At 28.6% G+C, this 15,053-nt stretch carries 15 protein-coding genes and 1 tRNA gene; 15 read left to right on the top strand and 1 reads right to left on the bottom strand.

The window, feature by feature from the left end:
• Positions 1–14: 14 nt before the first annotated feature.
• From HW276_RS10935 to HW276_RS10890, 10 genes are all read left to right on the top strand, one after another.
• A complete protein-coding gene (locus tag HW276_RS10935) occupies positions 15–3,080 on the top strand; it encodes a DEAD/DEAH box helicase family protein (protein WP_178938442.1) in 3,066 nt (1,021 codons plus the stop codon).
• 241 nt (positions 3,081–3,321) lie between these two features.
• Positions 3,322–3,555 carry a hypothetical protein gene (locus HW276_RS10930; RefSeq protein ID WP_178938441.1) on the top strand — a complete coding sequence of 78 codons (234 nt, stop codon included), beginning with the start codon at positions 3,322–3,324 and terminating at the stop codon, positions 3,553–3,555.
• Positions 3,556–3,621: 66 nt separating this feature from the next.
• A complete protein-coding gene (locus tag HW276_RS10925; protein ID WP_178938440.1) occupies positions 3,622–4,026 on the top strand; it encodes a hypothetical protein in 405 nt (134 codons plus the stop codon).
• Positions 4,027–4,297: 271 nt separating this feature from the next.
• On the top strand, positions 4,298–6,208 hold the full coding sequence (thrS, locus tag HW276_RS10920; RefSeq protein WP_147004456.1) for a threonine--tRNA ligase: 1,911 nt from the start codon (positions 4,298–4,300) through the stop codon (positions 6,206–6,208).
• 272 nt (positions 6,209–6,480) lie between these two features.
• Positions 6,481–7,248: a Bax inhibitor-1/YccA family protein gene (locus tag HW276_RS10915; protein WP_178938439.1), complete on the top strand. Its 768-nt coding sequence runs from the start codon at positions 6,481–6,483 to the stop codon at positions 7,246–7,248.
• Between the two features lie 92 nt (positions 7,249–7,340).
• Positions 7,341–7,559, top strand: coding sequence for a hypothetical protein (locus HW276_RS10910; protein ID WP_178938438.1), 219 nt, complete (start codon positions 7,341–7,343; stop codon positions 7,557–7,559).
• Between the two features lie 101 nt (positions 7,560–7,660).
• Positions 7,661–8,758, top strand: coding sequence for an RNA-guided endonuclease TnpB family protein (locus HW276_RS10905; protein WP_178938437.1), 1,098 nt, complete (start codon positions 7,661–7,663; stop codon positions 8,756–8,758).
• 139 nt (positions 8,759–8,897) lie between these two features.
• The gene (locus HW276_RS10900) at positions 8,898–9,284 is read left to right on the top strand and encodes a nucleoside triphosphate pyrophosphohydrolase family protein (RefSeq protein WP_147004452.1); all 387 of its coding nucleotides are present in this window, start codon (positions 8,898–8,900) and stop codon (positions 9,282–9,284) included.
• A 216-nt stretch (positions 9,285–9,500) separates the two neighbouring features.
• A complete protein-coding gene (gene rpmB / locus HW276_RS10895) occupies positions 9,501–9,758 on the top strand; it encodes a 50S ribosomal protein L28 (protein ID WP_018498529.1) in 258 nt (85 codons plus the stop codon).
• A 24-nt stretch (positions 9,759–9,782) separates the two neighbouring features.
• Positions 9,783–9,859 (top strand) — tRNA-Arg (locus tag HW276_RS10890).
• Between the two features lie 112 nt (positions 9,860–9,971).
• Here the strand turns inward: HW276_RS10890 and HW276_RS10885 are convergent.
• On the bottom strand, positions 9,972–10,145 hold the full coding sequence (locus tag HW276_RS10885) for a hypothetical protein (RefSeq protein WP_255460468.1): 174 nt from the start codon (positions 10,143–10,145) through the stop codon (positions 9,972–9,974).
• Positions 10,146–10,273: 128 nt separating this feature from the next.
• Between HW276_RS10885 and HW276_RS10880 the strand changes: the two genes are divergently transcribed.
• The 5 genes from HW276_RS10880 to HW276_RS10860 all read left to right on the top strand — a co-directional run bounded on the left by HW276_RS10880 (position 10,274) and on the right by HW276_RS10860 (position 14,589).
• Positions 10,274–10,861 (top strand): GNAT family N-acetyltransferase, encoded by a 588-nt coding sequence (locus HW276_RS10880; RefSeq protein ID WP_178938436.1) that lies wholly within the window; start codon positions 10,274–10,276, stop codon positions 10,859–10,861.
• Positions 10,862–11,112: 251 nt separating this feature from the next.
• The gene (gene pgk, locus HW276_RS10875) at positions 11,113–12,315 is read left to right on the top strand and encodes a phosphoglycerate kinase (protein WP_147004449.1); all 1,203 of its coding nucleotides are present in this window, start codon (positions 11,113–11,115) and stop codon (positions 12,313–12,315) included.
• A 207-nt stretch (positions 12,316–12,522) separates the two neighbouring features.
• The gene (yajC, locus tag HW276_RS10870) at positions 12,523–12,789 is read left to right on the top strand and encodes a preprotein translocase subunit YajC (RefSeq protein WP_147004448.1); all 267 of its coding nucleotides are present in this window, start codon (positions 12,523–12,525) and stop codon (positions 12,787–12,789) included.
• An 81-nt stretch (positions 12,790–12,870) separates the two neighbouring features.
• Entirely contained in the window at positions 12,871–13,998 is a 1,128-nt protein-coding gene (locus HW276_RS10865) for an N-acetylmuramoyl-L-alanine amidase (protein ID WP_178938435.1), read from the top strand.
• 45 nt (positions 13,999–14,043) lie between these two features.
• The gene (locus HW276_RS10860) at positions 14,044–14,589 is read left to right on the top strand and encodes a GerMN domain-containing protein (protein ID WP_147004446.1); all 546 of its coding nucleotides are present in this window, start codon (positions 14,044–14,046) and stop codon (positions 14,587–14,589) included.
• Positions 14,590–15,053: the final 464 nt, after the last annotated feature.

The following is a 15,053-nucleotide window of genomic DNA, read 5'->3' as shown; positions in this document are numbered from 1 at the left end:
AAGGAGGAATGTAAATGTCAAATAAAATAATATTCCAATTCGATGATAATTTGGAATATCAGAAAAGGGCGGTAGATTCTGTTGTAGAGTTATTTAGAGGATTGCCAAAATCGTTGGATAGCATTTATGCTGAGAGGATAAGAAAAACAAGGCTTACTGAAAAAGATCCTGTGAGAAATATTGATATTGTGAAGGGGAATAAACTTTTTCAGAACTTGAAAAAAGTTCAGTTAAAAAATGGACTTTTTACTAATGAAGAGACTTATAAGAAGCATGAAAAAGATTTTACAATTGAGATGGAAACGGGGACTGGGAAAACTTATGTTTATTTACGTACGATATTGGAGTTACATAAGGAATATGGATTTAAGAAATTTATGATTGTAGTTCCATCTGTGGCGATTCGTAAAGGAGTGGAAAAATCTATTGAACAATTAAGAGATCATTTTAAAAGACTGTATAATGTGGATTTATCTAAATATAGTTTTATTTATGACAGTAATAATTTAGGAAAAGTAAATAATTTTGTGGAAGATAATAATTTGAGTATTTGTGTTATGAATATTCAAGCATTTAATAAGGATTCGAATAAAATTCGTAAGGATGATGAATATGCTAAAAATTTATGGAGAGACATAAAATTTGTAAGACCGATCGTGTTTATTGATGAACCACAGAAAATAGAAGGGACTAAAAAGAAAAAATCACAATCATTAAAGGCGATAGAAGAGTTGGAGCCGTTATTTACACTTCGTTATTCGGCTACACATAAAAATTTGTATAATCAGGTGTATAAACTGGATTCTTATGAGGCGTATAAAAAGAATTTGGTAAAAAAGATTCGTGTAAAAACCATAAATAGTGTTATTTCTAAAGATTTTCCGTATATTAGGTATACTTATTTTACGAAAGATTGTAAGGCACGAATAGAAATGTTTTCTCAAGTTCAAGGAGAAAGTATTAGATTTAAGAGTTTTAATGTAGAAAATGGTGTTTCTTTGTATGAATTATCAGGAGGATTGCCACAGTATAAGGATATGTTTATTGCAGAACAGCCTCATAAAGAGAAGTCATTGAAAATTGCTACTAATTACGGAGATTTTGAATTAGCATTAGGAGAGAGCAACAAAAAGTTAGAGAATAAAGATATTATTCGTATTCAAATCCGTCTTGCTATAGAAAATCATTTTCAAAAGCAATTTGAGATTTTGGAAGAAGGCAAGAAAATAAAGACTTTGACATTATTTTTTATTGATGAAGTTAAGAAAGTTAGGGATAGTGAAGCTTCTGAGGGGAAAGGAGAGTATCTGGAAATATTTGATGAGGAGTATTCAAATTTTATAGAAAAAAATGAGGAGAAAATAGAGGAGTATAAAAATTATTTTCCTAGTTATAAGGATGCTAATTTGGTTCGAGAAGGATATTTTGCATTAGATAAGAAGAAAAATGAAGTTGAGGTGGAATATAAAAATGAAGATGAACCAAAGGCAAAATCGCAAGAGGATATTGATAGAGGGATAGAACTTATTTTAGAGAAAAAAGATGAATTGATTTCTTTTAATGAGCCATTAGCTTTTATTTTTTCACATTCTGCTCTTAGAGAAGGTTGGGATAATCCAAATGTATTTACTTTGTGTACATTGAAAAATGGAAGCAGCGAAATTGCAAAAAAACAAGAAATTGGTAGGGGCCTTAGACTTCCTGTAGATGTGACTGGAAATAGATGTCTTGATAGGAATGTAAATGAACTTACTGTTATTGCAAATGATAGTTATGAAAATTTTTCAAGAATGCTTCAAGAAGATTTTAATAAGAATATGAATAAAAATGAAGTTACATCGGATCTTTTACTTGTAACTCTTGAAAAAGCAGGTATTCCTAAAATTAAGATTACTTCGGAACTGGTAGATGAATTTAAGAAAGAATTGATTGAAAAAAAAGTGATGGATTCTAACAATGTGCTTTTGAAAAATGGGGAAGAGGAAATAAAAGAAATACAATTTTCAAATGAAACTTTACAGGAACATTCAATACAAATTGCTGAAAATTTTGTAAAATATATGATGGAAAAAGGTACAAACCGTATTGAAATAGCAAATGGAGATAATGAGCCGATTATTAATAAGCAAAGAAGTTTTGTTTCTGAAAAGGAATTCCAAAATCTTTTTGAGGAATTAGGAACAAATCTTAGTAAAAAGGCGATTTATAAGTGTAAAATTGATAATGAAAAATATATAGAAAGTAGTATAGAAAAAATAAATAATTATATAAGTAATTTTGATTTGAAACAAATTGTGGAGGTAGTAGAATCTAAAGGGGATTATAATGAGACAGGAAATTTTAATCTTGAAAAAGATAGTGGCAACAAAGAAATAGAAATGTCTAAAATTGAAGTGGCTACAAAAAGTGATTTTGAAATAGCAAATTACATAATGTATCACACAATGCTCCCAAGATTAGCGATATTAAAAATAATAAGTGGACTTGAAAAAGAAAAAAGAGAAGCATTGAATATTCAAGATGTGCTGGAAAATGTAACTGAAATATTGCTTGAAAACTTAAATGAAATGAAAGCTGAAAAAGTTTTTGAATATGAAGTGATAGATGGATACGTAACTGATACAGAGAAAATATTTGAAGTGAATAATAAAATAAACGAAGAAGATTTTGAAAATAAAAGAAGATTATTTCAAGCTAAAAAAGGTAGTAGAAGTTTAAGTGATTATTATAAACTTGATAGTGATGGAGAAAAGGAATTTGCAGAAAAACTGGAAAATGATGAAAATGTACTTATGTTTACAAAACTAAAAAAAGGTGGATTTGTAATAGATACACCTTATGGAAATTATTCACCAGACTGGGCAATCATCTACAAAAATTCTTCAGAAAACAGTGAAAACAATGTAGGAATCTATTTTATCGTTGAAACAAAGGCAGATAAAGAAGAAAAGGATTTGACTTCTGTTGAAAAAAGTAAGATAAAATGTGGAAAACTGCATTTTGAAGCTGTTTCAAAAAATGTTAAGTTTAATTGGGTTAAAAGTTATGATGATTTTAAGAGAAAGTTTGAAATTAAATAAAAAAATTAATTGAAGGGATGTGATAAAAGTGAGTGAAAATCACATAAAGATGTAAAATTACCGATTATAAAGATTCTAATAACAATATAGAACAGCAACTATATATTGAACTATTAGAAAATAATAAGTAAAGTATTTTTAAAGCATTTAATACTAAAAAAATAAATGCTAAAATATAAAAAATTGAAGTGGTAAAATATGGCTAAAAATATAATATATATAATTAAAAAAGGTGTTTATTATGGTAAGGTGGTGTATAATTATGGTAATAAATAAAAAAGTGTCGGAGTTACGACACTTAAAAGAAAAAATATTAAACATACAACTTAATCTAGCCGTACTCAAGCAAAGCAACTCAAAAGCCAGCTTTGAGTATGCAAAGATAAAGATGAAGGAATTGAAAGACTTAAAAATAGAGTTCCAGCAAGTTCAACAGGAATTGCACGAACTGTTGGACAAGGAGATGAAACTATGAGTTAAAACATATGTTTAATAAAATTTAAACGTACAACAAACAGCATTAAGACAAGGGAGAGATATTATGAAAAATTTTAAGGAAAGATTATACGGCAACGAATTGCAGGAAATAGAGCAGGAAATGGAATTGGCTGGGTATAGTAACAATTTTATTTTCTATGTGTCTAATCATTTTAAGTCATTTTTTGAAAATGCTTATGTAGAAGATACGACGGCATTAAGACAATTAAAATATTATAGTGCAATTGGCACTTTAACATACAATGATTATCAATCAAAATCAGATTTGCTGGAGCAGTATGAAGATATTAATATATTTTTTAAAAACAATAGTGAATATAAAAAATATGGTTATTTATTTTTTGAAAATGTGGAAAAACTTGAAGTGCTAATAATTGAAAAATTGTTTAATGATTATGCTCTGAAGTATGATTATACAGAAAAAGAGCTGGAGGAATTAAATAAATAAAATACAAAATATAAAACAATATTATTGATTATAGATTACTCCAATATCTAAAAAACAATTTCCGAGTAAGAATAAATTTCTAAATTCTTACTCATTTTTTTATTTACTTTTAAATATAATTGTTTAGATATGTGGATTTTAGAGATGTTTTCAATTTTTAGGTTGAAAAAAAGCAAGAATTATACTATAATAAATAATTATACGACTAATTTACAACTAGGCTTGTTAAGCCTTAATTTATACGACAAAAGAGAGAAAGAAGGTATTGAAAATGATAGAAATGATTTTGCCTGATGGTAGTAAAAGACAGTTGGAAAATCCGATGACTGTTGTGGAATTTGCAAAAAGTATTGGGAGCAGTCTTGGGAAGGCAACCGTTGGAGCTGTAATTGACGGTGTGCAAGTTGATCCGTCTTATGTTATTGATAAATCTGGAGAAATTGAAATAATTACTAATACAAGTGAAAAGGGAATAGAAATAATTAGACATAGTGCGGCTCACATAATGGCTCAAGCTGTGCAAAGATTATTCCCAAATACAAAAGTTACAATAGGGCCTGTTGTGGAAAATGGATTTTTCTATGACTTTGATCCTGAAAGACCTTTTACTGAAGAAGATTTAGCAAAAATCGAAGAAGAAATGAAAAAAATAGTAAAAGAAAATTATCCTTTTGAAAGAAGCGAAATGAGTGCTGAAGAAGCTAAAAAATTCTTTGCTGAAAAGGGTGAAACTTATAAAGTTGAAATAATTGATGACTTGGGAGTTGACAAAGTTAGCATTTACAAACAAGGAGAATTTGTGGATTTATGTCGTGGAACACATGTTCCGTCAACTGGATATCTAAAAGCGTTTAAATTAATGTCAACTGCTGGAGCTTACTGGCGTGGAGATTCTAAAAATAAAATGCTTCAAAGAATTTACGGAGTGGCTTTTGCATCTAAAAAAGAGCTGGATGAATATTTGACAATGATGGAAGAAGCTGAAAGAAGGGATCACAGAAAATTAGGAAAACAGCTTAACTTATTTTTCTTGGATGAACATGGACCAGGATTCCCGTTCTTCATGCCAAAAGGTGTGGAATTGTTTAATAAATTGCAAGAAATCTGGAGAGTTGAACATAAAAAAAGAGGCTATCAGGAAATAAAGACTCCAATTATGCTGGATAAGGAATTATGGGAAATTTCTGGACACTGGTTCAATTACCGTGAAAATATGTATACATCAACAATTGATGAAAAAGAGTATGCAATAAAGCCTATGAACTGTCCAGGTTCAATAATTGCCTACAAGAATAATTTACATTCATACAAGGATTTACCATTGAAATACGGAGAAATGGGATTAGTTCACAGACACGAATTTAGTGGAGCTTTGCATGGACTTATGAGAGTTAGAGCATTTACACAAGATGATGCGCACGTTTTCTGTACTAAAGAACAAATTGAAGAACAAATTATTGAAATTATTGATTTATACGATAAATTCTATACTTTATTCGGATTTGAATATCATATTGAATTATCAACAAAACCAGATAAAGCAATTGGTTCTGATGAAATTTGGGAAATGGCTGAAGCTAATTTAAAATCAGCTTTGGAACATAAAGGAATTGACTACAAGTTGAATCCTGGAGATGGAGCATTTTACGGTCCAAAAATTGACTTTAAAATGAAAGATTCAATTGGAAGAATTTGGCAATGTGGAACAATCCAATTAGATTTCAACTTGCCACAAAGATTTGAAATGAGCTATATTGGTGCAGATGGAGAAAAACATGAACCAGTAATGATTCACCGTGCAATGTACGGAAGTTTGGAAAGATTCCTTGGAATTTTGATTGAACATTATGCAGGAGCGTTCCCTACTTGGTTAGCGCCAGTTCAAGCGAGAATTTTGACAATTTCTGATGAACAAGTTCCTTTTGCAAAAGAAGTGTTTGAAAAACTTCAAAATGCGGGAATTAGAGTTGAACTTGACACAAGAGTGGAAAAAATTGGATATAAAATTAGGGAAGCAAATGGAGATCAAAAAATACCAGTTCAATTGATTATTGGTAAAAATGAAGTTGCGAATAATGAAGTAAATATGAGAAGGTTTGGTTCACAAGAAAGTAAAAATGTGTCAGTTGATGAAATTTTAAATATTTTGGTGGAAGAATCAAAAGTTCCGTTTAAAAAGTAAGTTTGAATTTTGAATTATAATTAAATAATTAATATTAAAAAAGTAGAAATATTTATCTATTTAGTAACAAGAGGTTTTATACCATTGATAAATATGGATTTTTAAAAATAGAATATAATGTAAGAGATTTTACAGATAAAAAAAAGCCTTTAAAAAAAATATAGTGGTATTATTATAATAGTTTAGATATAGGTTTTAGTTTAAATCCTATAGAATTTAAAAATTATTTAAATTATTTTAAATAAAAAGTTTATAAATAAGAGGTGATTTTTATGAAAAAAGATTACGATGAATTGGAAACTTATAATCATAATAACGACAGTTATAATGAATATGGTGGACAAGCAAGAATGACTTATGATGATTTAAACAGAGTTGTAAGTGCAAAAGTTTGTGGAAGTATGCTTTGGATGGTACTGGGACTTCTTGTGACAGGGATTACAGGTTATATGGTGTATACAGGGCTGGTATCAGGTAATCCGGTTGCATACGGGATTTTAAAAATGTATTGGCTGTTTGCTATTTTGGAAATAGCTGTGGTGTTTGGATTTACTGCATTAGTTTATAAAGCTAATTCAAGTACGTTAAGACTTATGTTTCTTGCATATTCGTTCTTGAATGGATTGACATTTTCAGTTCTTGGAATTGTCTATGCTCCTGGAATTATAGTTTCGGCATTTTTGGGAACATTTGTGTTATTTGCAGTTTTGGCTGTTTATGGTTACTTGACTAGAGAAAATTTGACAAAGTTTACACCAATTCTAGTTGCTGGATTAATTGCAATTATTTTAGTAAGCATAATAAATATCTTTTTGCAAAATAGTGGAGTTGACTTGTTCATATCAATAATTGGAGTAATTATATTTACAATTTTTATTGCAGTTGATGTAAATAGAATAAGAAATAACATTGTTGCTTATGCGGCTCAAGAGGATTCAGAAATTCTAAATAAAATAGAAATAGTTGGTGCATTAAATTTATATTTAGACTTTGTAAACTTGTTTATTTACATTTTAAGACTTTTAGGAAGAAGAAGATAGAACTATATTTAAAATATTAATGTGAAAGTGCTTTAAAGTTGGAGTTTTTCTGATTTTAAAGCAATTTTACTTTTTTAGAAAGCGGGAAAATTTTGCAGAATAATAAATTAAATGGTGATTTGGAAAAATTTATTAACGATGAAATTACAAACAGTAAGATTTGGGTGTTTTGTGGAATGATGATTTCTATTCTGCTGTCACAGATGTTAAATTTACAGGCTGAAATGTATAAAATTATGTATATTTTTAACAAAAAGATAGCAAGAAGTCTCCGACTTCTACAAGTGGGAGATGAATTGCTTTTTTTGTAAAAAAATTGAAAAAAGTATACTCTTATGATACAATTTTTGTATAAAATATTGAATAAAAATAATTAAAAATAATATTCAAAATCAAAAGGAGGTGTAATTTCATGAAATATAATTTAGCATTCAAATATAGGATTTATCCAAATAAAGAACAAGAATTGTTGATAAATAAGACTTTTGGATGTGTTCGTTTTGTTTACAATACGATTTTATATATCGCTAATAAAATTTATGAAGAAACTGGAAAAAATAAAATAATTACACCTGCCAGTTTGAAAAGTGAAAATCAATTTTTGAAAGAAGTGGACAGTCTGGCACTTTCAAATGCTCAATTAAATGTAAGACGATCGTTTACAAATTTCTTTCAAAAAAGGGCAAAATTTCCAAGGTTCAAATCTAAAAAGAATAATGTTAAAAGTTACACGACAAATTGTGTAAATAATTCGATCCGAATTGAAGAAAACAAATATTTGGTTTTGCCAAAATTGAAAAAAATAAAATTGAAATATCATAGAGAAATACCAAAGGATTACAAGATAAAGTCAGTAACATTGACAAATAGTAATGGAAATTACTATGTTTCTATTTTGACAGAATTTGAAAAAGAAATTCAAAAAAATTCAAGTAATGATAAAGTAATTGGACTTGATTTTTCAATGTCTGAATTATTTGTCAGTTCTGAAAACCAAAGAGCTGATTATCCAAAATATTTTAGGATGTTGGAAGAAGAATTGAAAAAATTACAGAAATCATTATCGAGAAAAGTGAAATTTTCTAAAAATTGGTATAAGCAAAAAGAGAAAATATCAAAATTACATGAGTATATCAAAAATTGCCGAAGAGATTTCTTGCATAAATTGTCGAAAAAATTGTCTGAAACATATAATGCTGTGGTTGTTGAGAATTTGAATATGAAAGGGATGAGTCAGGCATTAAATTTTGGGAAAAGTGTAGGAGATAATGGATGGGGAATGTTTTTGAGGATGGTTGAGTATAAACTGATGTTTTTAGGGAAACAATTTTTGAAGATAGATAAATGGTTTCCGTCGTCGAAAACTTGTAGTAAATGTGGAAATATTAAAGAGGAACTGAAATTATCAGAAAGAAGTTATAGATGTGAGTGCTGCGGGATTGAAATTGATAGAGATTACAATGCGGCACTGAATATAAGAGATGTTGGAAAAGAAATGTTGAAATATTAGGAAATAAAAAACAGGGCAGGGACTGTCCGAAGAGCTTGGTAAATATATTTGGCTAACAAAAGCAGATACTTCCCAAGAAGCTCCCGCTTCTAAAAGCGGGAGTAGTTCACTATAGATTTGAAAGGAAAATAAAAAATAGATGAAAAGAAAAATTGAATGTGTGGAAGAATTTCACAGAATTTATAAACTTGGAAATTCTGAAAAGCCAATTGGAAAATTAAAGGATGGATTGGAAAAATTGAGATTTGATTTGATGGCTGAAGAAAATGGAGAATATTTGGAAGCGGCTAAAAAAGGAGATGTTACAGAAGTGGCAGATGCCCTTGGGGATATGCTTTATATCCTTTGTGGAACTATTATAGAACATGGTATGCAAAATGTGATTGACGATGTCTTTGAAGAAATTCATAGAAGCAATTTGAGCAAATTAGATGAAAATGGGAATCCAATTTATCGGGAAGATGGGAAAGTTGTAAAAGGACCAAATTATTTTCCGCCAAATTTGAAGAAATTTTTTGAAAAATAAGGGGAAATTTTTGAGAAATAAAGTAAAAAAATATCATAATAACTTGTAAAAGTTCCTAAAATATGATAAAATAGAATGCGATATGTAAAAATAATTTTAACTAAATAACGTTTTTTTTAAAATAGTTGAGTTAATATATTATAATAAAAACAGCAGGACTGTTAAAAAATAAAGATGAAAGGAGAACTACTAAAATATTTAGTAGAGGTGAATAAAATGCAAAGATGTGAAGTTTTTGGAAAAACAGTAAGCCACGGAAATAGAGTGAGCCACTCTCACAAAGCTACAAAAAGAATTTGGAGACCAAATTTACAAACAATGCTTTTAACTATCAACAATGAAGAAGTTAGAGTAAGAGTTTGTACAAAAGCAATGAAAACATTAAAAGGGAAAAATAACGATCAAGTTAAAAAAATCTTGTTAAAAAACAAAGAAACATTAAGCCCTAAAATACTAAAAGTATTAGCAAAGTAAGTTTTTATAACTTACTTTTTGTGTGTACCCGTAGCTCAACTGGATAGAGCGTCTGACTTCGGATCAGAAGGCTTGGGGTTCGATTCCTCACGGGTACGCCATTTTTTTTTATAAAAAATTATTCATTATTTAAATATAAGGACATCAAAATTAGATGCCCTTTTTTATTTATTGAATTTATACTATTTTTAGTCATAATGATAGATTTGTTTATTATTTTCTTTTGCTAATTCTTTGAAATTCAGCTTTTGCTTTAGCTAATTGAGCATTAAATTCGCTGTTTGAATGTAATGTTGCGACAACTGTGCTTGCTACTACACGAGCTGCATCCACATCGCTTTGCCAGTGATAACCGCAAAATTTTTTATGAGTGTCAAGAGTAAGCAATCTGTTCTATTGAAATTCAACTAAAAAAATGCTAGTATATTTTATATGAATTTAAAAATTATTACTAATCAAAAAAATTGAGAATAAAATTTAGTAAAGGAAAAATTAAGAACATTGAGGTGCTGAAAATGAAATTAAAAAAAGAAAATCTGATTTTTAGATTTGCAACTGAAGAAGATGCTGAAAAGATCTTAAAAATTTATGAGCCGTATGTTGAAAAAACTACAATTACATTTGAGTATGAAGTACCTTCAGCCGAGGAATTTAAAGGAAGAATAAGAGAAATTTTAAAGGAATATCCGTATATTATTTGTGAATACGAAAATGAGATAATTGGATATGCTTATGCACATAGGATTTGGAGCAGGGCTGCCTATCAGTGGGATGCGGAACTTTCGGTTTATACAGATGGAAATTATGCAGGAAATGGAATTGGGAAAAAGTTGTATAAAATTTTGATTGAAATACTGAAGCTTCAAAATGTTGTAAATGTCTATGCCCTTGTAACTTATCCTAATGAAAATAGTGAAAAATTGCATAATTACTTTGGATTTAAAAAAGTTGCATTTTTTGAAAATTCTGGATACAAATTTGGAAAATGGGTTGGTGTCACTTGGTTTGAAAAAGCTATTTCCGAATATCCTAAAAATCCTAAGCCGATAAAAAAAGTATCAGAAATTGATGAAGTTAAATTAAAACAAATTTTAGAGCTGTAAAAAGTATAGATTTTTTTAGTATTTTAATAAAACAAACGTTCTGAAGCAAAAAGTATTGACTCCTTGTAAATAAAAAATCAAGTCATTAAACAATCCAATATTGATTTTATAGGAATAAAATGACATATTTTTTAAAATGTTAAAAATGTTTTGAGATTATATATTAAATTGCTTGAAAATCAGATTAAAGAGTGGTATAATTCAAGTGGAAAAAAAAAGATTTTGAATAAATTTTAGGAGGATATAACGAAATGGCTAAAAAAACTTTAAAAGACTTAGACGTAAAAGGTAAAAAAGTATTAGTAAGAGTTGATTTCAATGTACCAATAAAAGATGGAGTTATTACAAATGATAATAGAATTACAGCTGCTCTTCCAACTTTAAAATATATTTTGGAAAATGGCGGAAGAGTAATCGCATTTTCTCACTTGGGAAAAGTTAAGGAAGAAGCTGACAAAGCCTCAAAAACTTTAGCGCCAGTTGCAAAAAGATTGGAAGAACTTTTAGAAAAACCAGTTAAATTTATTCCTGAAACTAGAGGACCTGAATTGGAAAAAGCAGTTTCTGAACTAAAAGATGGAGAAATCTTAATGTTTGAAAACACTAGATTTGAAGACTTAGATGGTAAAAAAGAATCTAAAAATGATCCTGAATTAGGAAAATACTGGGCATCACTTGGAGATGTATTTGTAAACGATGCATTCGGAACTGCTCATAGAGCACATGCTTCAAATGTAGGAATTGCTTCAAATATTAAAGATTCTGCAGTAGGATTTTTAGTAGAAAAAGAAATTAAATTTATCGGTGGAGCAGTTGACAATCCTGAAAGACCATTAGTTGCTATTTTAGGAGGAGCAAAAGTTTCTGATAAAATTGGTGTAATTGAAAACTTATTGGATAAAGCTGATAAAGTAATTATCGGTGGAGGAATGATGTTTACTTTCTTAAAAGCTGAAGGTAAAAACACAGGTTCTTCATTATTGGAAGCTGACAAAGTAGAATTAGCCGCTTCATTAATCAAAAAAGCAAAAGAAAAAAATGTTGAATTATTATTGCCAATTGATACAGTTGTAGCAAAAGAATTTAAAAATGATACAGAATTTAAAACAGTTTCTGTAGATGACATTGAAGATGGATGGATGGGATTAGATATAGGTGAAAAATCTGTAGAATTATTCAAAAAAGCTTTAGAAGGTGCTAAAACTGTAGTATGGAATGGACCAATGGGAGTATTTGAAATGGAAAACTTCGCTAAAGGAACAATTGGTGTATGTAAAGCAATCGCAGAATTATCTGATGCTAAGACAATCATCGGTGGTGGAGATTCAGCAGCAGCAGCTATCCAATTAGGATTTGCTGACAAATTCTCACACATTTCAACTGGTGGAGGAGCTTCTCTTGAATACTTGGAAGGAAAAGTATTGCCAGGAGTAGCTGCAATTTCTGATAAATAATAAACTAACTTAAATAACTATTAATTTAGTTGACTAAGAATAATTTTTTCATTTTAATCACGAAATGACTGTCTTGAAATCAATTTTTTAAGATAGTCATTTTTACTTTAAATTAAAAATAATTTTTTAAAAAATTGAAACATAATCTAAATTGTGGTATAATTAAAAAAGATTTTAGAATTTCAGAAGGAGGAGAAATAAATAATTATGGATAAGAATTCAATGGGAGTAATAATAATTTATGTGGTATTTTTGGCAGTATTGATTTTACCAACATACTTTGCAAATAAAAAAAAGAAAAAACAAAAAGCTGAATTAATGGAAAATTTAAAAGTAGGAGCTAAAATAACTACAGTTGGAGGAATCCAAGGAACTATTACAAATGTTTTTACAGATACTGTGGAAATGAAAATTGATAAAAATGCAAGAATGACTGTTCTTAAATCAGCAGTTGAAAGAATTGAAACAAAATAAGAATTTAGAGATGTTATGTTTATTGAGATTTATGTATTTTTAAAAATAATTGAAATGAATAGTAAAAAATAGGAGGAAAAAATGAAAAGGATATTATTGTTTTTGCTGCTTTTTGTAAGTGCAATTACATTTTCTGATACTTTAAAAAATGTTTCATATAATAATGGAAAAGTCATTGGAACATTTAGGGAAAATAAACAGATTATTCCAAATGCTTCTGTCACAAAATTAGGGGGTGAAGACCTGTTAATGTTAAGTTTCCCAGATAGTAAAATGGAAAGTGGTGTTCCAGCATTTATTAACAAAAGTGATCAGTATATAAGTAAGGTTTATACAGTTGAAAATAATGGAATGGTAGTAGTGTATGTGTATTTAAAACCATCTGTTACTTATCAAGTTACCAGTAGAAATGGAGAGTTTCAAGTAACATTAGATGGAGGTAAAGCTGTAACAGTGCAAAAATCATATAATACACCACAAAGCCAGAATAATAACAGCAACAATACAAGAATAACACAGACTCAGTCACAAAGCCAGTCAGGTAATACTTCAAGAGGAAATAAAAAATATACAATAGTTGTAGATCCTGGACATGGTGGACATGATTCAGGAGCAAGAGGAAATGGATATAATGAAAAAGATATAGCATTGCAAGTTGCAACAAGGCTAGCTAATAATTTAAGACAGGATTACAATGTTATAATGACTAGAGATTCAGATTTTTTTGTGCCATTAGATACAAGAGCCAAAATTGGAAATGATGCAAATGCAGATTTCTTTATAAGTATCCACTTAAATTCAGGTTCGAGTTCATCAGCAAATGGAACAGAAGTATTTTATTTTAGTAAAAAAGATCAAGGAAGTTATGCTGCACAAGTAGCCAAATTTGAAAATAAAGTTGATGGAAGCTATGGAGATGTGCCATTTTCAGACTTTATTTTAAATGATATTTTTTATAGAAAAAATCAAAAGACAAGTCAAGCTATAGCAGAATCTGTATTAAATAATCTTATAAATACAACAGGGCTTAGAAGAAGAGGAGTTTTTGGAGCAAATTTTGCAGTACTTCGTGGAAGTAATTCACCATCAATACTTGTAGAATTAGGATTTATGAATAATTATTCTGATTTATCGCAATATTTAACACCAGATGGTCAAGAAAGAGCAGCAAATGCTATTGGAAGTGCAATAAGAAGTTATTTTAGATAATTTCATTTTAAATAATGGAAATATTATCCAAATTAGGAGAATTTTATGCCAAAAAAAGAAGAATCAAAAGAAGAACCTAAAAAGAAAAAAGTATTTTTTAGCAGCGTATTTTTTATAATATTGCTTATTTTAATAACGGCTGCTGTAGTTGCAACGAATATATATGACAGGGATAACAGTGAAGAAATACATGTAACTGTTGATAAGAATTTAGTAAAGGAAACAGCGCAAAATGAGGAAACTCAAAATAAAATTTCTATATTTGTATTTGATCCTGGTACAAGAACAATTTATGAGCGAGAAATTGCAATTCCACGTCAAGTGAACTTAATTGAAGGGGATTTTATAAATGGAATTATCAGAAATTCAAATTATATTACAGATGATATGAAATTTAGAAGTGCCTACAACCTTAGAATTGATAATGTAAATACAACAGTTGTAAAATTAAATGCGGCATTCGCAAATTTGAAAAAAAATCCTGAATTATTTAATGGATTTTCTCAAGCTGTAACAAATACAATTTTAAAAAACTTTCCCAATATTCAAAGTGTCATAATTCAAATAGATGGGGAAACAAATGTTCAATAAAAAGTAAGTTATTTAAGAAAAAATAATTTAGACTGCTTTGATATTATTAAATGTTAATATTAAAGCAGTTTTTTTTATGAGATTTAGCATTAGTCTAGTAAAACTGAACTCAAGAACTATGAATATTTTGCACAAACTTTAGTTTGTATGATTTTTAGTAGTTCAATTTTGAATGAGTTTGAGTATGTAAATAAGAATATTATGTTTTTAAATAAATTTTAAAAAATCTCTTGTTTTTATTTTTTTCTTTATGATATAATAGGTAGAAAGAATTTTTTTTGGAAATAATGAATTTGTTGTAAATTCTGTTTTAGTAAGGGGTTAAGCTTTCTTAATGGAACATAAATAAAATATGTTTTTTGTTTTTAGAATGGAATTTTTTATTAAATACGGTGAAAATAATTATCACTTAAACCATTACAAAAATCACTTTTTCCTGTATTTAAAATAATTATTATTTTTGA

The sequence above is a fragment of the Leptotrichia sp. oral taxon 417 genome (genome assembly GCF_013394865.1).
GTDB lineage: Bacteria > Fusobacteriota > Fusobacteriia > Fusobacteriales > Leptotrichiaceae > Leptotrichia > Leptotrichia wadei_A.
The sequence above is the reverse complement of the archived record's forward strand: the minus strand, read 5'-3'. Positions and strand labels throughout refer to the sequence as shown.

Coding starts and splice junctions, on each gene's coding strand:
- HW276_RS10935 (WP_178938442.1), top strand. CDS start 15: ATGTCAAATAAAATAATATTCCAATTCGATGATAATTTGGAATATCAG.
- HW276_RS10930 (WP_178938441.1), top strand. CDS start 3,322: ATGGTAAGGTGGTGTATAATTATGGTAATAAATAAAAAAGTGTCGGAG.
- HW276_RS10925 (WP_178938440.1), top strand. CDS start 3,622: ATGAAAAATTTTAAGGAAAGATTATACGGCAACGAATTGCAGGAAATA.
- thrS (WP_147004456.1), top strand. CDS start 4,298: ATGATAGAAATGATTTTGCCTGATGGTAGTAAAAGACAGTTGGAAAAT.
- HW276_RS10915 (WP_178938439.1), top strand. CDS start 6,481: ATGAAAAAAGATTACGATGAATTGGAAACTTATAATCATAATAACGAC.
- HW276_RS10905 (WP_178938437.1), top strand. CDS start 7,661: ATGAAATATAATTTAGCATTCAAATATAGGATTTATCCAAATAAAGAA.
- HW276_RS10900 (WP_147004452.1), top strand. CDS start 8,898: ATGAAAAGAAAAATTGAATGTGTGGAAGAATTTCACAGAATTTATAAA.
- rpmB (WP_018498529.1), top strand. CDS start 9,501: ATGCAAAGATGTGAAGTTTTTGGAAAAACAGTAAGCCACGGAAATAGA.
- HW276_RS10880 (WP_178938436.1), top strand. CDS start 10,274: ATGAAATTAAAAAAAGAAAATCTGATTTTTAGATTTGCAACTGAAGAA.
- pgk (WP_147004449.1), top strand. CDS start 11,113: ATGGCTAAAAAAACTTTAAAAGACTTAGACGTAAAAGGTAAAAAAGTA.
- yajC (WP_147004448.1), top strand. CDS start 12,523: ATGGATAAGAATTCAATGGGAGTAATAATAATTTATGTGGTATTTTTG.
- HW276_RS10865 (WP_178938435.1), top strand. CDS start 12,871: ATGAAAAGGATATTATTGTTTTTGCTGCTTTTTGTAAGTGCAATTACA.
- HW276_RS10860 (WP_147004446.1), top strand. CDS start 14,044: ATGCCAAAAAAAGAAGAATCAAAAGAAGAACCTAAAAAGAAAAAAGTA.